Origin of the sequence: Xenorhabdus siamensis, assembly GCF_037996745.1 — a bacterium.
In the GTDB taxonomy this organism is placed as follows: Bacteria; Pseudomonadota; Gammaproteobacteria; order Enterobacterales; family Enterobacteriaceae; genus Xenorhabdus; species Xenorhabdus indica.
This window is the reverse complement of sequence record NZ_JBBMXE010000017.1, coordinates 17,222-38,571: the sequence shown is the minus strand read 5'-3', so window position 1 is coordinate 38,571 and position 21,350 is coordinate 17,222. Positions and strand designations below refer to the sequence as shown.

The following is a 21,350-nucleotide window of genomic DNA, read 5'->3' as shown; positions in this document are numbered from 1 at the left end:
GCTCTTTGCTGAGGTTTGTTGAGGGCAAATTTCCTACATGTAATAACGAATGCTCACCAAGGAAAGCTGTGGCTGAAGATAGCGATCTTGAAAAAACCGAAGAACCCACGCCCCATAAACGGGAAAAAGCGCGTAAAGAGGGGCAGATAGCACGTTCAAAGGAACTCACTTCTATCCTGATGTTAGCAGGGGGCGTCAGTCTGCTTTGGATGAGCGGACAGTCGATCACTCATGAGCTTTCATTGATGGTATTCGAGGGATTCAACTTTGACCATAACATGGTCAGTAATGATAAGCAGATGGTACAGCAGGTTGGTCGCTTATTAAAACAAGCAGTCTGGGCACTGTTACCTGTGTTTGTCGGCTTGATCCTGATTGCTTTAAGTGCACCGACATTGATGGGAGGGCTGATATTCAGCTCAAAATCCATCAAATTTGATCTGGCGAAACTGGATCCAGTTGCTGGTCTGAAGAAAATTCTCTCCATGAACGCATTGGCGGAACTGTTCAAGGCCATCTTGAAAGCATCAATGGTAGGAGGGGGAGCCGCCCTGTTTATTTGGGCAAATTGGCCTGCCATGCTGAATCTGACTACCCAAACACCGTTGGTGGCATTAAGTGATGCCATGCTGATGTTGATTTTTGCAGGCTACGTTGTCTTGTTTATGTTAATACCAATGGTGGCGTTTGATGTGTTTTATCAGATCCGCAGCCATCTGAAAAAACTGAAAATGACCCGTCAGGAAATCAAGGATGAATTTAAGGAACAAGAAGGGGATCCACATGTAAAGGCGCGAATTCGCCAACAACAGCGTGCGGCTGCACGTAAACGGATGATGGCGGATGTGCCAAAAGCGGATGTTATTGTCACTAACCCGACCCACTATGCCGTTGCTTTACAGTATGACAGTAAAAAAATGAGTGCACCTAAAGTATTGGCAAAAGGAACAGGACTCATTGCCTTGCGTATTAAAGAGATTGGTGCGGAAAATCGCATTCCACTATTGGAAGCCCCTCCATTAGCGCGAGCGTTGTTTCGCCATGCTGAAGTGGGCGGCTTTATTCCGGCAGCACTCTATGCTGCCGTTGCTGAAGTGCTTGCCTGGGTTTACCAATTGAAACGTTGGAAACGGGAAGGTGGCCTGAAACCAAAAACACCTGAAAATCTGCCAGTGCCGCCAGCACTGGATTTTGCTGGAGAGAATAATCGTCATGGCTAATCTGGCCTCATTGTTCCGTTTATCGGGGAATCGTTTACCGGGAAATATAAAAGGCTCCCAATGGCAAATGCTTGCGGGGCCTGTACTCATCCTCATGATCTTGTCGATGATGGTACTGCCGTTACCACCATTCCTGCTTGATCTACTGTTCACTTTTAATATCGCACTTTCCATCATGGTTTTGCTGGTAGCGATGTTTACTCGTCGGACGCTGGATTTTGCCGCTTTTCCAACGATTTTGCTGTTTTCAACATTATTGCGTTTGTCACTGAATGTCGCATCTACGCGTATCATTTTGATGGAAGGGCATACAGGATCGGCAGCAGCAGGACAAGTCGTAGAAGCTTTCGGTCACTTCCTTGTCGGAGGTAATTTTGCCATTGGTATCGTTGTCTTTGTTATCTTGATCCTGATTAACTTTATGGTGATCACCAAAGGTGCAGGACGTATCGCTGAAGTCGGTGCACGCTTTGTACTGGATGGGATGCCTGGTAAACAGATGGCAATTGATGCCGATTTGAATGCCGGATTGATAGGTGAAGATGAAGCCAAGAAACGGCGCGCTGAAGTCACACAAGAAGCAGACTTCTATGGTTCAATGGATGGTGCGAGTAAATTTGTGCGTGGCGATGCCATTGCCGGGTTGATGATCTTGGTGATCAACATCGTTGGCGGTTTGATCGTCGGTGTTGCCCAACATGGATTGAGTTTGGGGGATGCGGCAGAAGCCTATACATTGCTGACCATCGGTGATGGTTTGGTTGCTCAGTTACCGGCGTTGATTATCTCTACAGCAGCAGGTGTTATCGTGACCCGTGTAGCGACCGATGAAGATGTCGGCCAGCAAATGGTGACCCAGCTTTTCAACAACCCCAAAGTGATGATGTTGAGTGCTGGTGTATTGGGGTTGCTTGGTTTAGTGCCGGGAATGCCTAACTTTGTTTTCCTGTTGTTTACCGCGGCATTGGCGGGAGCAGGATATTTCCTGCTTCGTAAGGATAAAGATCCGTTTATGGTACAACATGAAGAGATGAAAGCAGTAGAAGAACAACAGCAAACTGCAGAAGCTTCATGGTCTGATGTGCAACTGGAAGATCCATTGGGAATGGAAGTCGGTTATCGGTTAATTCCGATGGTAGATTTTCGCCAGAATGGTGAGCTGCTTGGGCGTATTAGTGGTATCCGTAAAAAGTTTGCGCAAGAAGTGGGCTATTTACCCCCTGTTGTTCATATTCGTGACAACCTTGAATTAGCACCCGCCAGCTACCGTATCATGATGAAAGGAGTAGAGATTGGCCGGGGTGAAGCTCATCCGGGACGTTGGCTGGCGATTAATCCGGGCGGTGCGGTAGGTGAATTGCAGGGTGACCTGACCAAAGATCCGGCTTTCGGATTGCCGGCTGTCTGGATTGATGACAGTTTAAGGGAACAGGCACAGGTACAGGGTTATACTGTCGTAGCGGCGAGTACCGTTGTGGCAACTCATCTCAACCATTTGTTGTCACAGCATTCCAGTGAACTATTTGGCCGACAGGAAGCACAGCAACTGTTTGAGCGCGTCAGTCAGGAAATGCCGAAACTGACAGAAGACTTTATTCCTGGTGTCGTCAGCTTGACCACGTTACATAAAGTTCTGCAAAACCTGTTGGCAGAGCAAGTGCCGATCCGTGATATGCGCACCATTATTGAAACACTGGCTGAACATGCACCGGTACAAACTGATCCTTATGAACTGACTGCCGTTATCCGTATTGCTCTTGGCCGGGCGATTGCTCAACAATGGTTCCCCGGTGCGGATGAAATTAAAGTGATTGGCTTAGATGCGAATCTTGAACGTATTCTGCTTCAGGCATTGCAGGGTGGTGGTGGACTGGAGCCGGGGTTGGCTGAAAGTCTGGAACGTCAGGCGGCAGAAGCATTGGAGCGTCAGGAAATGCTCGGTGCGCCACCTGTGTTGTTGGTCAACCACGCACTACGTTCATTATTGTCTCGTTTTCTGCGCCGTGTACTGCCCCGATTGGTTGTACTTTCCAATCTTGAAATTACCGATAACCGTCAGATAAGAATGACAGCGACGATTGGAGGCACAAGATAGTACTGGTAGTGAAGTTTTCTGAATAATAATAAATATAAGGTGATCACTACGGTGATCACCTTATTATAGAAATAGTCAATCTTCTGGCTCTTACCATTGCAGTTGTTTTCTCATTTCATCTGGAACTAACTCGAAACAGTATTTTAATTCTCTCATTAAATGAAATGGGTCATTAGGACATATCCTGTTATTAGTATTTTTAAATAGTATCTGCCTGATTGTTTTTAAAATATATCTCTTCAATATTTATAGAGTACAAGACTGTAAATATTGTAAAAACAATTTAATATTAATAATGATATTAAATTTGAAAGCTAGACAGGCCTATTTCATTTGTAGTACGGTTGATAAGCATATTTTTTAGCAAGAATATTTTTAATCTTGATTCAAGTTAACTATTTTTAATATTCAAATGACATAAAGGATCTTCTATTTATTAGCAGCAATGTAATAATAATGAGGTATATACCAATCATCATTGAAGATGCTTGATTTCTTATCCGAATCAGATCATGCTTGCAACCATGAAAATTCATCTGACACCAGACCAAAAACACGCCCTCGAACTGATGCATGATACAACGCGTGATGGACGCGTTCGCGACCGCATCAAAGCGGTTCTTTTGGCTTCCGAGGGCTGGACTGCTCAGATGATTGCTCAGGCCTTACGTATTCATGAAAGCACTGTCAGTCGTCATCTGAAAGATTATTTCAGTCAGGAAAAACTCGCCCCTGAAAATGGCGGTTCTGAAAGCCATCTGTCTGCCCGGCAAACCGCTGAACTGGTGGATTATTTGACGGTGAATCTGATGCATACTACCGCACACATTGTGGCCTATGTCCAGGCACGCTGGCAGGTTTCGTTCACCGTGGCCGGGATGACCAAATGGCTTCACCGTCAAGGGTTCAGTTACAAGAAGCCGAAAGGGGTTCCTCATAAATTTGATGCGGATAAACAGCAACAATTTATTGAGGCCTACCACGCCCTGAAAGACGAATTCGGTCAGAATGAGCCGATTCTGTTTATTGATGCTGTGCATCCCTCACAGTCTACAAAATTAAGCTATGGCTGGATAAAATCAGGGGTAAAGCACGTCAAAATGATTGAAACTACAGGCAGCCGTACCCGACTCAACATCATGGGCGCCCTTAATTTACAGTGTATTGAAGAGACTATTATTCGTGAATATCCGAGCATTAACGCGGAAAATGTGGCGTATTTTTTCGGTGCCATTCGAGAAACCTATCCGCTTTCGCAGAAAATTCATCTCATCTTGGATGGGGCGGGTTATCACCGTACCGATTTGGTGAAAGATATCGCCGAGATCCTCAACATTGAGTTGCATTACTTGCCACCTTACAGTCCTAATCTCAATCCCATAGAGCGATTATGGAAATATATGAACGAGCAGGTGCGTAACAATGTCTACTTCGCCACACCGAAAGTGTTTCGCGAGGCAATTCACTCCTTTTTTCGTGTCACACTCCGGGAAAAAGCGGGTGGACTCGCTTGTCGATTGAATGATAATTTCCAGATTTTGAAACCGGCATCTTCAAGTTAGATTGGTATAAAATGGATAAAGCGGAAAAGAATACAGAAAGTAATCTTGTGTATAGTATTGATCCTGGATATCAACATGAAGGTGCTCTTAAGGGTTATGGTCAAGAGGCAACGCAAAAAACCTACACCCTCAACAATTATGATCCCGCCGTGAGCACGGATATTTTGACCTACACTTCTACTCGTATGGCCAAGACCGTGTTTAATACTTATGAAGATAACGATGATTTCAGTATCGCGTGTTATTTTACTGATTGGGCACAATACGATGCCAGAGCGGCAGAACCATCGCCTCCAGATGAGGTATTAAAAAATCAGGGCGGGCGCGGAGCTGATTTAACTCGTATTAAAGGTGATGCAACCAATAGTAGTCCCTTTAAGAGATTAATATTCAGCTTTGCTGGCATCATTGGTGATAAAGGGCCAAAAGGGGAGACTATTTTATCGGCTGCCGAAAGCTGGGGATTGGGTTCAGATAAGGATAATATTCCCGAAAGTTACATGGGGTGGCCTATCCCAATCGACCCGTGGGCAGATGTCAGTGCATACTTTAACTGTGGTTTTGAAAATGGTGCGTTCGATCCATATCCAACGATATATAATCAGGAAAAAGCCAAAGGACTACTGGGTGGCTTCCGTGAACTGAAAAAAGCTGACCCCAATCTGGAGATTTCCGTCAGTATTGGTGGCTGGTCAATGAGTGGCGCTTTTTATGATATTTGCCGCAATAATACCCACCGTAAACAGTTTGTTGAAGGGCTGAAAGATCTATTCCGTCGTTTCCCGATGTTTAATCATATTGATATTGACTGGGAATATCCCGGTTCTGCGGGAATGGGAAATCAGTTTGATAAAGATGATTATATTTATTATAAAAAACTGATTGAAGAAATAAAGGCTGCCAATATTGCCAATTTAAAAGGAATTAGTATTGCGGCTTCCGGCGATCCGGAAAAAATTGATGATGCCCATATTCCTGAATTAATGGCCGCAGGAGTTACAGGCATTAATTTGATGACTTATGACTTTTTTACTTTAGGTGATGGTCAACTTTCTCACCATACCAACCTGTATCGTAATAAAGACGATACGTATTCCAAATATTCCGTTGATGATGCTGTTCAGCATTTAATTAAACTTGGTGTTGATCAGAAAAAGATTTTTATTGGTTATTCGGGTTATACACGTAATGCGAAAGGTACGACTATTAGTAGTCAAAGCCCATTGCAAGGCACTTATACCGGAAGCGGTAATGTTGTAGGCAGTTTCGAATCCGCCGTTATTGAGTGGACAGACGTTATTTATAACTATATTGATTTCGAAAATGGCACCGGCCGTAATGGCTATGAAATCATCCACGATGAAATAGCACAAGCAGATTACCTTTATAACGAAAAGCTGCAAGTCTTTATGTCATTGGACACGCCACGCTCTGTCAGAGAAAAAGCCCGTTATGTCAAAGAAAAAGGATTAGGTGGTTTATTTATTTGGTCTGGTGATCAGGATAATGGCTTATTAACCAACGCAGCTCACGAAGGTTTGGGACGTAAAGTTAAGAATCAGGTTATTGATATGTCACCATTTTATTTTGATGACGATAATCTCCCTTCTTACGATCAACCCAAAGAGCCACAATGCAAGGATTGTGTTTAATTCTCAATATCATGTCCAGATGGTTATTTAATTGGTAACTGTTTTTTTGAATATGACCGAATCACTGAAATGGGATAATAAAAATGAGTAAGAACCATGATTATTCTGACGGGCCGCAGAATATGAAAAAAGTTTCACCATTATTAGCGGTGGCGGCAGAAATACCTTTATCTAATTTAGCACTAACAAAAAAATCACATCTCCACAAGAAGAATATTCATCCACGACATTTTCATTGGTTGATGCACTTAAAAATTTAGGCTATCACTCTATTTTCGATATTGTCAGTGTATCAAAGCAGCGTTTTATTAAACGCCATAATGCGTCATTGGCGGGTCATGCTGAGATTATTTTTGACAAAGCGGTGAGTATGGCTAACCAATTGGTTCAGTATTATCGACAAAATTCACTCAGGCAACATGACAGGGAAAAAGCGTCATTGCGAATTTCAGGCACAGAGTATCAGGATGCTGGCGAACAAGTTGGAAAACTCCCTGACTATAGCAGTCTGTTCCCAGAACCGTGGGATAATTTTTGTCAGCCAGATGCCATTGAATCCCTTGATAGCCCAGCGAATTATTTACTTGATCTTTATAAATTTGTTCAGCAAATCGAAGTCGATGGCACTAATCAGGCAAGAGTACTTGCAACAAGAAGGGAAGATATCTCACATCTGATGTTGGACAGTGAGGCACTTTACAAAGAGGTTCGCGCCCTGACTATCGTGAATAATGTGCTGTCTGAAAGTGCCAGAAAATATATTGATCAGACAGGAGAAGCCACTAAACCGGTTAATCAGGTATTGGGAGAAACCCGCTTTCCCTTTACGTTGCCCTATAATTTAGCCACTCAACAAATCAATAGAGGATTAGCAGAAAATAACACCGAATTAGGTGCTGTGATCCAGCAAGTAGATACACAATTCCCGTGGAATACAGGAATTGCAAAAAACCATCAGATTTTGCTGGCCTATACACAATTGAGCAATGAACAAATTGAGATATTAACTGAACCTGCTCATTTTTCTGAAAATTTACTGTCACGTGATCAATTGATGAAGTCTTACTACAGTGGCAGTACTACAGAGCTGGTGCCTGAAAAAGATATTTCACGACACGCTTATATTGTTGCTCAAGAGGAAGGGATAAACGGGCCAACGAAATTAGTTGAAAATTCCCCCCGTGCTTATGACACCATTTTCATCACCTGTAAAAATCAGGCAGGCAAAACTATCACAATTAAACTGCGGGCAGAAAGTGTTTTAACTTATTATCGCATCAAGGCAAGAATGGTGCCGTTTGATAATTCCCCACCTTTCAGCCGACAGTTAAAACTGACCTATCTGGAAAGTGATAACCCTGATATCGGTAATCTGGATGAAGGGCCATATTTTGCCAATATGACCATTTACGCTGCTATTCCAGTAGAAAAGCATCCAGCAGAAAATAATCAACAAATTGAAAAAGTTGTCGATCAACAAGTTGTTGATCAAATCGATGGAGTCGTTTTTCGGGCTATGAGTTATCGGTTAGCGATTGCTAAGTCTGGTACACCATCCTTCGAATTATCACCACAAGCCAGTGATTTTTTCGAAAATAATTATGGCTTGTCAGAAGAGCAAAGTGTCCAGCTTAAGAAAGTGACTGTCTTTGCTGATCAAACTCATACCAAAGTTACAGAACTTGAAAATCTGTTTAGCAGTGGCAAATATCGACCAATTGTTTCCCCGCATGTTCACTTCTCTAACACGATTTTCAGTAGTGAACAAACTTCGGCGACTTTTCCCGCTCCTTATCATTATGGTGGCGTTTATATCAATGCGGGGCAGCGTGATGCGCTGGAAATTATCCGAACAGATGATGGGCGTGAAATCAAAGCCGTATCACAATTCCGTTATGACAGGTTAAATCGTTTTATCCGTTTACAGCGTTGGTTTGATTTGCCTTACCATCAGCTTGATCTCTTGCTGGCTTCCGGCATAAAAGCTGAAACAAATAATCTGGACATGAGTATTACGGATAACGTTTTAAAATCATTAGGTCTATTTCGGCATCTGAATACTCAATACAAAGTGACAGCGGAAATGTTTGCCAGTTGGCTACATCAGGTAACCCCATTTTCAATCAGCGATGATGTGCCATTCTTTGACCAGCTCTTCAATCAGACGAAACTGTTTGATCAACCGTTAGTACTGGATAATACAGAATTTAATTACTTGGCAACTCAAGGAGATGATGCCAAAACGATCAAACAACTTTGTGCAGGATTGGGTATTTCTTCGGTGACGTTCCAACTCATCGCCCCGCTTGTTGAAAGTATACATACGCCAATACAGTCTGTGATGCCTGGAAGATTAAAGCGTAATCTTGAAGTTGTCTCAAGCCTCTACCGTTTAGTTAGTATTCCTCGCACCTTTGGTCTTTCCACAGAAGATGGATTGATTCTTGCTGATATTCTGACGAATAATCACGGTTATCTGGCTAAGCCGCTTGTTTTCCCTCTGACTAATACTTCTGCCAACAATGCAGAACAGAACAATCTTCTTATCCTCATCATGAAAATGGAGATGATGAGTGCCTGGTTGGTGAAAAGCAAAATTACGGCAGCAAAACTTTCCCTGATGCTAGGTAAAACAGTATTGCCTGTTGTGCCTACTGATAGCATGGTCACTTTCTTTAAAGGTATTGCTGCCGGCTTATCTGAAAATGTACTTTTATCATCGGCAGATTTTATCCGTCCAGAGCTGGCTGGAATCGACGGGTGGGCATTACTGACCGGGGAACATGGGCTACTTAATCAGCAAGGGTTGGTATTAGATATTCCACCAGAGTGGAACAAAACAGAGGAAAATCAAATCAAGGAGAAGGTCAAGACATTGTTTACTGAAGAAGGAGCGGTTTCGGATAATGTCATTAATATCGTGGCCCAACTTTTGATTCAGGCTAAAAATGCACAAGATAATCTGCTATCCAGTGCAATTGCAGCAGAATATGGCGTGGAAAAGAGCCTGGTTCCCTTACAGCTTCGCTGGTTAGGCAGTAATGTTTATCAAGTTTTGAACATGATCCTGACGGGAGTACCGGAAACCGCAGCGGATCTCAGTAGCCAATTTACCGATTTAACCTATAGCCTGCTTATTTATACTCAAATCATTAACACGTTAAAAATCAATAAAAACTTACTGTTACTGCGCCTGACAAAACCAGAATGGCTTGGTGTGCTAAATAACAAAACCTCAAACTCATTGTCATTGGATGAAATATATTCTTTGACTCGTTATCAAGATTTGGTGAACAGCGCCAATCAGAACGAAGACAAGTTGTATGATTATTTCGCTTATGCGAATGAGGATCACACCAATCAGTCACAATCTCATCAGTCACAATCCCATGGAAAAACAGCCAGAAATGGCATTGATGATCACAGTGAAACATGTGCAGATATTCTTGCAGATATTTTGGGATGGGATGCCAATGAAATCTATCTGGCTTGTACTTTGCGAGCATTAACTCCTCCTCAGGCACAAAATCTACTCCATATCGACTGGTTACGCAGATTGCAGCAGCTTGCAACCCATACAAATTTGTCAGTGAAAACCTTATGGGATGCCAGCGAATTAACAATCAGCACTGATTTCAACCTTTACCAGAGCGTTGGTGAAGCGGTTATGGCGGCCTTAAAAGCGCAAGGAGATATTGAGAATGTCTAATTCCATTGAAGCAAAATTACAAGAAGATTTGCGTGATGCTCTGGTCGATTATTATCTTGGGCAAATTGTTCCCAAAGGGGCAGATTTCCAGCGCGATCGTGAGAAAATCAAAAATGTTGATGATCTTTATGATTATCTCTTGTTGGATACACAAGTTTCTTCAAAAGTGACCACTTCACGATTGTCTTATGTTACTCAATCTGTGCAACAGTATATTAATCGCATTATGCTCAATTTGGAGCCGGGCCTTGCCATGACTCAGGAAGAGATCGCCGATTGGCAGGAGTTTGCCAACCGTTATGGTTATTGGTCAGCCAATCAGCAACTCAGGCTATATCCCGAAATTTATGTTGATCCAACTTTGCGTCTGACGAAAACGGAATTTTTCTTTCAACTGGAAAGTGCATTAAATCAGGGAAAATTGACCGATGATGCGGCACAAAAAGCGGTTCTTGGTTATCTGAATCAGTTTGAAGAAGTGAGTAATCTGGAAGTCCTTTCTGGTTATGAAGATGGTACAGACATTGCCAACGATAAAACCTATTTCATTGCCAGAACGCGAACCCAACCCTATCGTTACTTCTGGCGCTCATTGGATATGATGCAGCGTAACACTGAGACCAATGAGCTGTATCCGACAGCCTGGAGTGAGTGGAAACCTATCAGTGTGCCATTGGAAAATGCTCGCAACGGTATTGTTCGCCCGGTAATTATGAACAATCGCCTCTATATTGGCTGGTTTGAGGTTTCAGAAGAAAAAGATGATAAGGAGAGCACAACAATTCGCTACCGAACCAAGCTCAATATAGCGCATCTGGGGTTCGATAGTACATGGAGCAGCGGCACAACAGTACGCGAAGAAGTACTGGATCATGCTATGGATAAAATGATCGCTGTGCTTGACCGGACAGGAAAAGAAGAGCGTTTGGCACTGGTAGCCTTTACCCGTCTGCATGGTGAAGATAAGAACAAGCCTTATGATTATGACGAAGTATTCAGCTATATCTGTGACAATATGCTGATGGCTTCTTCCGATCTTCCTCCTTCAATGACGCATCTCTCTGACCAGGATGATTATGGCAATAAGCTGGTTTGGTTTTTCTTCCGCGATCCGTCGAATGGAGGAATGAACGAATTCAATCAGCTTATTCTTTATCCTGTTAATAACAACCTAAATTGGCCAATTGTAGGAGAGGAGGTGTTTGAGGGCGAATTGGGCAATAAGGAGAATTTCAAGCTCAGTGCAGCTTATGTGGAAGATACGCTGGATATGTATCTGACTTCTACTTCTACCTATAAATACGATTTCAGTAAGAGTAAAAATATTTTGTATTGCATCTGGTTGCAGGACAAAAATGGTAACCGATGCTGGCTTGAATATAAGTCCCTGACCAAAGCAGACTTTGAAAAAGGGAACATCGAGCTTCATGCCAGAGTGAAACGGTGTAACAGTGATGACCTGAAAGATATCATTGTTGTTACGGGTTTCAGCTTACCGAAAGAAAATGATAAAGATATCGGTGGCAGAATTAAGGTCACATTGAGTGTCGGTAAGTTGCTGCGGGAAAAATTCCAAATCAAACAGAGCAAACAGACTCAATATTTGCAATTCCCTGATCATCAGTCAAAACCCGTTTGGTATTCCGGTAAACAGATCCGCTTAAATACGTTGTTTGCCAAGGAACTTATTAGTAAAGCAAGCAAGAAGCTGGAACTGGTACTGAGTTGGGAAACCCAAAACCTGCATGAAGAATCTATCTCTGGTGGCGGTTCAGTGCCGATTGATCTGGAAGGAGCGAACGGTATCTATTTCTGGGAATTGTTCTTCCATATGCCGTTTCTGGTGGCATGGCGATTTAATGTTGAACAGCGTTTTGAAGAAGCCAATCGCTGGATTAAATACCTGTTTGATCCTTATGAAAATGAAGATGAACCCGCATTAAAACAGGGAAAACCGCGTTACTGGAACAGTCGTCCATTGCTTGATGCTCCCAAAGAGATCTACCGTTTAATGCAGCCCAGTGATCCTGATGCCATCGCTTCTGGCGAGCCGATCCACTATCGCAAGGCGATTTTCTATTTCCTGGTCAGAAACCTCATTGATCAAGGTGATATGGAATATCGAAAACTACAACCTACGGCAAGAACCATTGCTCGCCTGAGCTATGCCACGGCCAGTTCGCTGCTTGGCCGGCGCCCTGATGTGCAATTAACCAGTTACTGGCAGCCACTGACATTGCAAGATGCGCTTTACCGATACGATAACAGTGAACTACGCCAATTGGAGATGCAAAGCCAGCCGTTGCCGCACATTCCGGTTGTTCATGACAACACTATCCGTGCCATTGACAATGATCTGTTTATGAAACCGATCAACAGCGATCTGACCGCCCTTTGGGATCGACTTGAAAACCGGATTTACAATTTGCGGCATAACCTTACGTTGGATGGTAAAGAGATTAATCTGGCGTTATATGATGAAAAAATCTCTCCACGAGGCCTGATGAATCTGCGTTACCAACGTGTCGTGACAGCACGCAATGCCAGCCGAATGAATTTCAATCCTCCTAATTACCGTTTTGAGCCAATGCTGGCACGTGCCAAAGGGGGCGTTGATACATTGATCCAGTTCGGCAGTACCTTATTGAGTTTGCTGGAACGTAAGGAAAGCCTGAGCTTTGAAAAATACCAAATGCTGCAAAACAGCGATCTTTACCGCTTCTCAATAGATCTGCAACAGCAGGAAATCAATATTAATCAGGCTAGCCTGGAAGCGTTGCAAATTAGTAAGAAAGCCGCACAGGATCGATATGAACATTTCAAATCACTGTATGACGAAAATATCTCACCAACAGAACAACAGATAATTGAACTCCAGGCCCAATCAGCTTCTTCTTTATTGGCTGCGCAAACATTGCGTACCGGCGCAGCGGCTTTGGATATGTTGCCCAACATTTATGGGTTGGCGGTAGGAGGATCACGCTGGGGGGCTGCATTAAATGCCGCCGCTGAAATCATTATGATCAAACATCAGTCTGACAGTATCAAAGCTGACAGTTTGAGTGTATCGGAATCATATCGCCGTCGCCGTCAAGAGTGGGAAATACAGTACAAACAGGCGGAATGGGAGGTGAACTCTATTGATCAACAAATTAATGTGCAAAACCTGCAATTGGAGGCTGCGACTAAACGGTTAGCACAGATTGAAGCTGAACAACAAAAATCATTGGAATTGTTGGATTATTTCTCCAGCCGTTTTACTAATGAAAGCTTGTACACATGGATGATAAGCCAACTATCAAACTTATATCTGCAAGCTTATGATGCCGTTTCATCGCTATGTCTTTCCGCGGAAGCCTCATTACAGTATGAATTGGATTCAGAGCAGACCTTTATTGAAGGCAGCAGTTGGAATGATTTTTATCAGGGGCTGATGTCTGGTGAAACCCTGAAATTGGCATTGCAAAGAATGGAGCGTGCTTACGTTGAACAGAATTCACGTTTGCAAGAAATTACTAAGACCATTTCCCTGAAAGAACTTCGAAAAGAGTTGTGGGATAAGGATCTGGAAACGTTGAAACAACATTCAGCAATCACGTTCAACTTACAAGAAGCCGATTTTGCAAAGGATTATCCCAACCTTTCTCATCGTCGAATTAAATCTGTCTCAGTTTCCCTTCCGATGCTGGTGGGGCCTTATGAAGATATTTGTGCGCAGTTATCGTTGGGCGTTAATGCCCGTATGGTAAAAGCCGATGTTCAGGTGATGGAAAAGGTACTGAAAAATGGCCTTAATGCTGATTCTCCCTATTGGGTTCGTAGCATCCATCCTAACCAGCAGATCTCTCTGTCCAGTGGTATGAATGACAGCGGCATGTTCACACTGAATTTTGATGATGAACGCTTCTTACCATTTGAAGGCTCTGGCGTCGAATCAAGCTGGACATTCGCCTTCACTAACCAGGCACAGAATCTTGACAGCTTAACCGATGTCATTTTGCACGTCAGATACACAGCTAAAGCAGGTTCTTCTGCGTTTGGTAAAGCTGTCCAGAAACTACTGGCAGAAGCGAAAATGGTGGACTCATAACCGTGTGGTTTTGGCTTGTTACAGATGATTTCATGATGAACCAGCCTCCTGAAAAGGAGGCTGAACAGGAAAAACGATGGGAGTTTCTCAATGGCTAACAAATACACTTATACATCATCAAAAGCAATGTCCGATATCAGTGATGCTATTGGTGAACCATTAACTGACTGGAAACAGCAGGAAGGCGGGCAAGTTTATAATGTCATTTTTGATGGTAATGTTTATACCAACACTTATTGGGTTGAACGCTGGCATGTTCCTGGTCAATCCGGCAAAGAAAGCTCACCACACAATGCCTGGAAATATGTACGTGCAGCAACGGCTGATGAAATGAAACAGCATGGTAATCCAACGGATGGCACGGTATTGCCAACAGAAAATATTCCATTCCCTATTCTGCAATTTGATGAATATACGGAAGACAGTTACCAACAAATCGGATACAAACCTGATGGTTCAGGTTCATATTTATCTTATACCGCTACCCGTGTCTGTAAGCCTATGTATAACCAGTATGAAAGCGATCTAACAAAGCCTAAACTTTCTGCTTATATTACAGATTGGTCCCAATATGATGTTCGTCTTGATAAAGATGATGAAGAGAATAAAGATCCAAACAAATGGGGCAGGGGATTTGATTTAGCGACCATTGATCCAACCACTTATGACAAATTGATTTTCAGTTTCTTAGGTGTTTGTGGTGATGTGGGTGTTAAGAAAGACAAAGTGAACGAAGTATGGGCTGGCTGGAATTCCCAGACTGACCAGAAAATCAGTGAAGGTCACATTGTACCACTGGATCCTTACGGTGATTTAGGAACAGCGCGTAACGTGGGATTGCCAGAAACAAGTCAGAACACGGCAATTAATCCAGGAACGTTTTTGCCCTATTACAATCAGAGTAAAGCGGCTGGTTTATTGGGGGGATTGCGGGAACTCCAAAAGCGCGCACGTGCGGTCGGTCATAAACTGGAGCTGGCATTCAGTATTGGTGGCTGGAGCCTGTCGAGTTATTTCTCCGTGATGGCGGCTGATGAAAATCAGCGTAGTGTTTTCATTGGTAGCGTTGTCGATTTTTTTGAGCGTTTCCCGATGTTCAGTTGTGTGGATATTGACTGGGAATATCCAGGGGCTGCGGGGGATGAACACAACCACATTAGTGAAGATGATGGTAAAAATTATGCCCTTTTGGTTAAAGAGTTACGAACAGCACTGGATAATCGGTTTGGTATAGGCAGCAAGGAAATTTCCATTGCCTGTAGCGGGGTAAAAGCGAAATTGGAGAAATCCAATATTGCTGAACTAGTGGAAAATGGCTTGGATAACATTTTCCTGATGAGCTACGACTTTTTTGGTACAGGCTGGGCGAATTATATTGGTCACCACACTAATCTTTATTCCCCCAACGCTCCTGATCCCAACGGAGAATATGATCTTTCCGCCGAGGCAGCGATTCAATACCTGCATCAAGAATTGGGTATTCCCTTGAACATAATTAACTTAGGTTATGCCAACTATGGGCGTACAGGGAAAGGCGCTAATCTTGAAACACGTCAGTACGATATGCCTGCTGATGCGTTAGGAACAATGGAGAAGGGGGCACCGGAATTTTTCGATATCGTCAATAATTACCTGGATAATGAACATACACTCAGCACCGGGAAGAATGGATTTGTATTAATGACGGACACCAACGCGGATGCCGATTTCTTGTTCAGTGAAAAGCAGGGGCATTTTATTTCATTGGACACGCCGCGTACGGTGAAACAAAAAGGAGAATACGTCAGCAAACATCAATTAGGAGGGATCTTTTCCTGGTCTGGAGATCAGGATTGCGGGCTGTTAGCGAATGCAGCCAGAGAAGGAATGGGATATGTTGCCAAATCTAACCGTGAAACTATTGATATGGGGCCGTTGTATAATCCCGGAAAGCTTTACTATTTAAAATCGCTAAGTGAATTAAAGTCTTCTCGTTAAAACTATAGATTCAAGTCTCTGACAAACCTCGTTGAAAATAATGGGGTTTGTTATTTTTATCTCGAATAATTTTCTCATCTTACCTTTGTTATTGTCGGATCACGGATAGATAATTTTCGTTATTATGATAATTGTAATTTTTTTGATTATTATTAACAGGGTTTATAACCAAATTTTATTTGAGGGTCATGTTTCCAATTTATTGATAGTGATAAATGTTCAGATCATATTCTGTAATTCTGTCGTGCATTTCTATGGCTTTTAAAAAAGATAGGGGGATTTTGAAAAAGATAGGGTTTTAATACAACGACACAGAAACAGACCTCTTATTACTACGGATAAACCAAGAGGTCTGTAAAGATTGCTGTTTAAAGCATGAGAATAATCAAACACTGATCTTATGACCCGATAAGGTAGAATTATGACGGGCCTGACCATCAGCGCCATAAAGAGAAGGGCTGTGATGGCTTTTCAAAAAAGCAATTGCCTGACTATTTAACTCAATATGTTGATCCAACAAAAATCCATTATGCGCATTTAAATCACGAATTCGTTCAACTGACTGACTGATTTGATCCCACAACACAGCCAATATTTCATGGTCAGCATAAGGTGCATTCACTTTCAGCATTTCATTTAATTGCTGACGCTTTTTTTCCGCATGATCGAGTGCCGAAAGCAAAAATGTTTTTTGCTCTGTGACACGATGTAATTGATTCGCTTCAATAAAGCCTTCGCTCAGGATACGTTGTTCTTCTGCTATCGTTGTCGAAAGCGAATGTAAGTGTGCACTTTGCTGCTCAAGTAAGAGTTGAAGTTCTTCCATTTATGGCCTTTATGATTTTGCTGGTTTATTGCTTATATTCCTTGTTATTAAGGTAATACGTTTTAAGTAATCAGTTTTCAAGGGCTTCTCTGAGCAGGGCATCAGCAATTTTACCGCTGTCCATGGTCAGGGTTCCCTTTGCAATCGCTTCTTTCAGTTGTTGTACTTTCTGGATATTAATGTCTTGACTACTTGGCTGAACCAGTTTTTTCTGCGCCTCACTCAGTCTAACTTGCGTATCGGCGCTTTTTTCTGCAACAGCCACAATCCTGCGAGTGCTCTGGGCAGTTTCATTGGCATTGCGTTGCTGTAAAGCAGCAATAGCCAGTAGAGGTTGAGTGCGTTCAATACTCATAATCGTAATCCTTTAATCAGGCATTATTTATTTGTCTTAACTCTATTGGGTAGAGGTAGCAGGCGATATACCGCTGGCATGCCTGTAAATCATGGTCTGATGGTTATATCGGCGTAGAAACATAAAACTTTAGCCATTCATAACATCATTTTTACACTACCATTTTCCTGAGCTTTTCCGGTAATAACCTGTCCGGAAACCAAGCGGACACGAATATTATCAAAACTTGCAGCATTGTTAATTGCTTTTCCTTCATAATGTACCCGGAAATTTTGCCCATCTACGGTGATGACAACATTTTGTCCGGCTTTAATCACCCATGGACGCCGGAGCATATTACGTGTGATGAGTTTCCCGGCAGGTATGTTGCGAATGGCAATACCATTAAGTGTAATCTTTTTGTTATGGATAATATCGTTTGGCAATTTGTCTAAAGCGCCTGTTTTGACCTGAAAATCTTTTTCTCTCAGTACCGAATTACGTTGAATTGCACGATTTGAAACTAAGTATGGACCGATAACACTGACGTAGATTTGCATAAAACGACGTTGTTGACCACAGTTAACCGGCAGCGAAATATTTCCCCAATTTTTATTGCCCATTGGTGGATGTATTTCAGGGGATTCACATGTTGGCCATTGTTGTTCCGGTGTTTTGATGTCTACGGAAACTTTATAGTTCGTGCCGTGATGGATCTGCTTGAAATAATCATTAATTAAACGGGGTAAATCATTCCCCCATGCCAAAGCACCACCAAAAAACAGGTTAAGAAAAAAGGTAAGAAAGCCGATAAATTTTAATACAGGCATTTTAATCATTTTTATCTCTCTTGTTCTTACCTTACGCTCTATTACCTGACACCAGTGAGGTAAACCATGATCCAAAAATATTCAGTATCTGCTGGATGTTAATAGTGTAACGCGCTTGATTATTAGTTAATGGGATAAATAGCAAATCAATTTGTGTCTATTCTTCGAATCGGCTTTTTCTTCTGAGTTTATGCTGTTAGCGCTCTTAATGCGTTACGGGGCTTGGTTTTGCGGGACTTACCCTAAACTGGCCTATAAAGCTGGCTATAAAACAGGCGAGGGAGGAATATGCTCGATAAATTAGATACCGCCTTTCATTTTCGACAAGAAGCCCTGGTACTCCGCAACCAGCGGCAGGAAATTCTGTCGGCGAACATTGCCAATGCGGATACCCCTGGCTATCAGGCTCGCGATATCGATTTTGCCGCCCAATTAAGAAAGGTGATGGAGCATGGTCGTGTGACGGGGAATGGAATTGGGCTGACTCTGACTTCCAATCGACATATTCCCATTCAGCCTCAGAAACGTCTGGAGATGGATCTGTTGTACCGGGTGCCTCACCAGACGGCGATGGATGGAAATACCGTTGACATGGATATGGAACGCAGCAATTTTGCAGATAACAGTCTGAAATATCAGGCTGAACTTACCATGACAAATGCTCAGATCAAAAGCATGATGTCAGTTCTACAGTCACAAGGATAATGGGAATGTCTCTACTCAGTATTTTTGATATTGCCAGCTCCGCGCTTTCTGCTCAGTCTCAGCGGCTGAATGTCAGCGCCAGCAATATGGCGAATGCCGATAGTATCGTTGGGCCGAATGGCGAACCTTATCGTGCCAAACAAGTCGTATTTCGTGTCGCTGCACCAGCAGGGCAGGAGATCGGCGGTGTGCGTGTCAGTGAAGTGGTGGATGATCCCACACCTTTCCGTCTTGAATATCAACCGGGCAACCCGTTGGCGGATGAAAAAGGTTATGTGCGTATGCCAAATGTGGATGTCGTCGGGGAAATGGTCAATACCATCTCTGCTTCCCGCAGTTATCAGGCAAATATTGAAGTTTTCAATACTACTAAGTCCATCGTGCTGAAAACCCTGACTTTGGGTCAGTAACAGGAATTCCATTATGGCAATTACCGCTTCAATCAATGATTCTTTGGATAATTCAACGGTCGGTGAATTAGCCAGCATCACCAAAACACAGTCGCATAAAAGTGGCGATATCAAAGATAACTTCCTGAATTTACTGGTTGCACAGCTCAAAAATCAGGACCCAACCAATCCAATGCAAAACAATGAAATGACTTCGCAGTTTGCCCAGATCAGTACTGTCGAAGGCATTGAAAAGCTTAATAAATCGTTGGGTGCCGTTATCGGACAGATGGAAGGCAACCAGGCAATGCAAACGACCATGTTGATTGGTCGTAAGGTTATGATCCCAGGGAATAAAATTTTAGTCGGTTCCAATGAAAAAAAAGAAATCAGTGCACTTGGCTTTGAACTGAACCGGCCTGCCGACAGTGTCAAAGTAACCATCAAAGATAAAAGTGGTGCGGCAGTCCGGGAATTGGATATCGGTAAGTTAAATACAGGTGTTCATAATCCCGTATGGGATGGTAAGGACGCGGATGGTAAGGATGTTGCAGACGGTGCATATAGCTTTACTGTTTCTGCAAGCTATCAAGATCAAGCGATAGTGACATTCTCGTTGACACAAGGTGTGGTAAACAGCGTCACGCGGGATGAAGACGGCACTAAATTAGATTTAGGGCTGGCGGGTATGGTAACCATGGATAAAGTTCGTCAGATTCTTTAATTAAACGGAGGACATATGTCTTTTTCACAAGCGGTCAGTGGCTTGAATGCCGCAGCGAGTAATCTGGATGTTATTGGTAATAACATTTCAAACTCAGCGACATTTGGCTTTAAATCTAGCTCTGCCGCGTTTGCGGATGTTTTCAGTGGTTCAGACGTCGGTTTGGGTGTTAAGGTTTCTGGTATATTTCAGAACTTTAAAGATGGCTCAACCACTAAGACTAATCGCCAGTTGGATATGGCAATTACACAGGGCGGTTTTTTCCGCATGCAGGATTCCAGCGGTAATATTTTCTATTCCCGTAACGGTCAGTTCCAAATGGATAAAGAACGTAATCTGATCAATATGCAGGGCATGAAGTTGACGGGTTATCCGGCGGTAAATGGAGAGCTTCAGCAAGGCGGAGCTGTAGTACCGCTTTCAATTCCAACGGATATGTTGAATGCGAAAGTGAGCACAGAAGTTAAGTTGAAAGCTACCCTAAATTCAATGCACCCAGCGATTGATCAGGTGAAAAACGCCTTTGATCCGAATAATAAAGACAGCTTTAACTACAGCACTACTCTGCAAGTCTATGACAGTTTAGGGAATCAACATGATCTCAATATATTCTTCGTGAAAACAGCCAATAATAAGTGGGAGTTTCATGCTAAGGATATTTCTGTAGCAGGTTCTACCGCTCATAAATTGGGTGATGTGGTATTTGACGGTAATGGTCAAATGGTCGACACCAATAATGCATTTACATTTGATGTAGAATCTTTGAATGGGTCAGTTGCTGCGCCAATTACCATCGATTTTTCGGGGAGTAAACAGCAAAACATTGCACAGGATTCTACCTCTAATCCAATACAAGATGGTTATGCCGCAGGGAGTTTCATTGACTACCGTGTGGATAATGACGGCAAGATTTACGGTACTTATTCCAACAACCAGAAACAAGTATTAGGTCAGGTAGTATTGGCAAACTTTTCTAATCCTGAAGGCTTGGCTGCGCAAGGCGATAACGTTTGGGCAGAATCCGGTGCATCCGGCAGCCCGGTAGTGGGGACTGCGGGTTCCGGTAACTTCGGCAAGCTGATTAGCGGTGCGCTGGAAGCGTCTAACGTGGATATGAGTCAGGAGCTGGTCAATCTGATCGTCGCTCAGCGTAACTATCAATCCAACGCCCAAACCATCAAGACTCAGGATCAAATCCTGCAAACTTTGGTCAGTATGCGTTAATAAGCGCAGGCGG

The 21,350-nt window shown here is 42.9% G+C and carries 14 protein-coding genes; 11 read left to right on the top strand and 3 right to left on the bottom strand.

Annotation, left to right across the window (positions count from 1 at the left end):
- The first annotated feature begins 68 nt into the window (after positions 1–68).
- The 7 genes from flhB (at position 69) to AAC852_RS16710 (ending at position 16,305) form a co-directional block, all read left to right on the top strand.
- Entirely contained in the window at positions 69–1,220 is a 1,152-nt protein-coding gene (gene flhB, locus AAC852_RS16740) for a flagellar biosynthesis protein FlhB (protein WP_340621979.1), read from the top strand.
- Positions 1,213–3,315 (top strand): flagellar biosynthesis protein FlhA, encoded by a 2,103-nt coding sequence (gene flhA / locus AAC852_RS16735; RefSeq protein ID WP_340621978.1) that lies wholly within the window; start codon positions 1,213–1,215, stop codon positions 3,313–3,315. Before flhB ends, flhA begins: the two co-directional genes overlap by 8 nt.
- Positions 3,316–3,839: 524 nt before the next feature.
- Positions 3,840–4,877, top strand: a complete 1,038-nt coding sequence (locus tag AAC852_RS16730) for an IS630 family transposase (RefSeq protein ID WP_340619667.1) — start codon at positions 3,840–3,842, stop codon at positions 4,875–4,877.
- Between the two features lie 11 nt (positions 4,878–4,888).
- Entirely contained in the window at positions 4,889–6,529 is a 1,641-nt protein-coding gene (locus tag AAC852_RS16725; protein WP_340621977.1) for a glycosyl hydrolase family 18 protein, read from the top strand.
- A gap of 235 nt (positions 6,530–6,764) precedes the next feature.
- On the top strand, positions 6,765–10,238 hold the full coding sequence (locus tag AAC852_RS16720; protein WP_340621976.1) for a Tc toxin subunit A: 3,474 nt from the start codon (positions 6,765–6,767) through the stop codon (positions 10,236–10,238).
- Positions 10,231–14,328: a Tc toxin subunit A-related protein gene (locus AAC852_RS16715; protein WP_340621975.1), complete on the top strand. Its 4,098-nt coding sequence runs from the start codon at positions 10,231–10,233 to the stop codon at positions 14,326–14,328. The genes AAC852_RS16720 and AAC852_RS16715 overlap by 8 nt, the downstream gene beginning before the upstream one ends.
- A gap of 90 nt (positions 14,329–14,418) precedes the next feature.
- A complete protein-coding gene (locus AAC852_RS16710; RefSeq protein WP_340621974.1) occupies positions 14,419–16,305 on the top strand; it encodes a glycosyl hydrolase family 18 protein in 1,887 nt (628 codons plus the stop codon).
- A 385-nt stretch (positions 16,306–16,690) separates the two neighbouring features.
- Here AAC852_RS16710 and AAC852_RS16705 read toward each other — a convergent pair whose 3' ends face one another.
- The 3 genes from AAC852_RS16705 to flgA form a co-directional block, all read right to left on the bottom strand.
- On the bottom strand, positions 16,691–17,131 hold the full coding sequence (locus tag AAC852_RS16705; RefSeq protein ID WP_340621973.1) for a flagella synthesis protein FlgN: 441 nt from the start codon (positions 17,129–17,131) through the stop codon (positions 16,691–16,693).
- 70 nt (positions 17,132–17,201) lie between these two features.
- Positions 17,202–17,486 carry a flagellar biosynthesis anti-sigma factor FlgM gene (gene flgM / locus AAC852_RS16700; protein ID WP_047681124.1) on the bottom strand — a complete coding sequence of 95 codons (285 nt, stop codon included), beginning with the start codon at positions 17,484–17,486 and terminating at the stop codon, positions 17,202–17,204.
- A 137-nt stretch (positions 17,487–17,623) separates the two neighbouring features.
- Positions 17,624–18,304 carry a flagellar basal body P-ring formation chaperone FlgA gene (gene flgA / locus AAC852_RS16695; RefSeq protein ID WP_340621972.1) on the bottom strand — a complete coding sequence of 227 codons (681 nt, stop codon included), beginning with the start codon at positions 18,302–18,304 and terminating at the stop codon, positions 17,624–17,626.
- Positions 18,305–18,583: 279 nt separating this feature from the next.
- Between flgA and flgB the strand changes: the two genes are divergently transcribed.
- The 4 genes from flgB to flgE are packed head-to-tail and all read left to right on the top strand — an operon-like array spanning position 18,584 to position 21,337.
- Positions 18,584–19,000 carry a flagellar basal body rod protein FlgB gene (gene flgB / locus AAC852_RS16690; RefSeq protein WP_047681127.1) on the top strand — a complete coding sequence of 139 codons (417 nt, stop codon included), beginning with the start codon at positions 18,584–18,586 and terminating at the stop codon, positions 18,998–19,000.
- 5 nt (positions 19,001–19,005) lie between these two features.
- Positions 19,006–19,410, top strand: coding sequence for a flagellar basal body rod protein FlgC (gene flgC / locus AAC852_RS16685; RefSeq protein WP_340621971.1), 405 nt, complete (start codon positions 19,006–19,008; stop codon positions 19,408–19,410).
- Positions 19,411–19,423: 13 nt separating this feature from the next.
- Positions 19,424–20,113 (top strand): flagellar hook assembly protein FlgD, encoded by a 690-nt coding sequence (locus AAC852_RS16680; protein WP_340621970.1) that lies wholly within the window; start codon positions 19,424–19,426, stop codon positions 20,111–20,113.
- 15 nt (positions 20,114–20,128) lie between these two features.
- Entirely contained in the window at positions 20,129–21,337 is a 1,209-nt protein-coding gene (flgE, locus tag AAC852_RS16675) for a flagellar hook protein FlgE (RefSeq protein WP_340621969.1), read from the top strand.
- Positions 21,338–21,350 lie beyond the last annotated feature (13 nt).

What these genes read in the sequence shown, in the direction of transcription:
- AAC852_RS16715 (WP_340621975.1), top strand. Translation starts at nt 10,231, where the DNA reads ATGTCTAATTCCATTGAAGCAAAATTACAAGAAGATTTGCGTGATGCT.
- flgE (WP_340621969.1), top strand. Translation starts at nt 20,129, where the DNA reads ATGTCTTTTTCACAAGCGGTCAGTGGCTTGAATGCCGCAGCGAGTAAT.
- AAC852_RS16705 (WP_340621973.1), bottom strand. Translation starts at nt 17,131, where the DNA reads ATGGAAGAACTTCAACTCTTACTTGAGCAGCAAAGTGCACACTTACAT.
- AAC852_RS16725 (WP_340621977.1), top strand. Translation starts at nt 4,889, where the DNA reads ATGGATAAAGCGGAAAAGAATACAGAAAGTAATCTTGTGTATAGTATT.
- flgA (WP_340621972.1), bottom strand. Translation starts at nt 18,304, where the DNA reads ATGATTAAAATGCCTGTATTAAAATTTATCGGCTTTCTTACCTTTTTT.
- AAC852_RS16710 (WP_340621974.1), top strand. Translation starts at nt 14,419, where the DNA reads ATGGCTAACAAATACACTTATACATCATCAAAAGCAATGTCCGATATC.
- AAC852_RS16680 (WP_340621970.1), top strand. Translation starts at nt 19,424, where the DNA reads ATGGCAATTACCGCTTCAATCAATGATTCTTTGGATAATTCAACGGTC.
- flgC (WP_340621971.1), top strand. Translation starts at nt 19,006, where the DNA reads ATGTCTCTACTCAGTATTTTTGATATTGCCAGCTCCGCGCTTTCTGCT.
- flgB (WP_047681127.1), top strand. Translation starts at nt 18,584, where the DNA reads ATGCTCGATAAATTAGATACCGCCTTTCATTTTCGACAAGAAGCCCTG.
- flhA (WP_340621978.1), top strand. Translation starts at nt 1,213, where the DNA reads ATGGCTAATCTGGCCTCATTGTTCCGTTTATCGGGGAATCGTTTACCG.
- AAC852_RS16730 (WP_340619667.1), top strand. Translation starts at nt 3,840, where the DNA reads ATGAAAATTCATCTGACACCAGACCAAAAACACGCCCTCGAACTGATG.
- flgM (WP_047681124.1), bottom strand. Translation starts at nt 17,486, where the DNA reads ATGAGTATTGAACGCACTCAACCTCTACTGGCTATTGCTGCTTTACAG.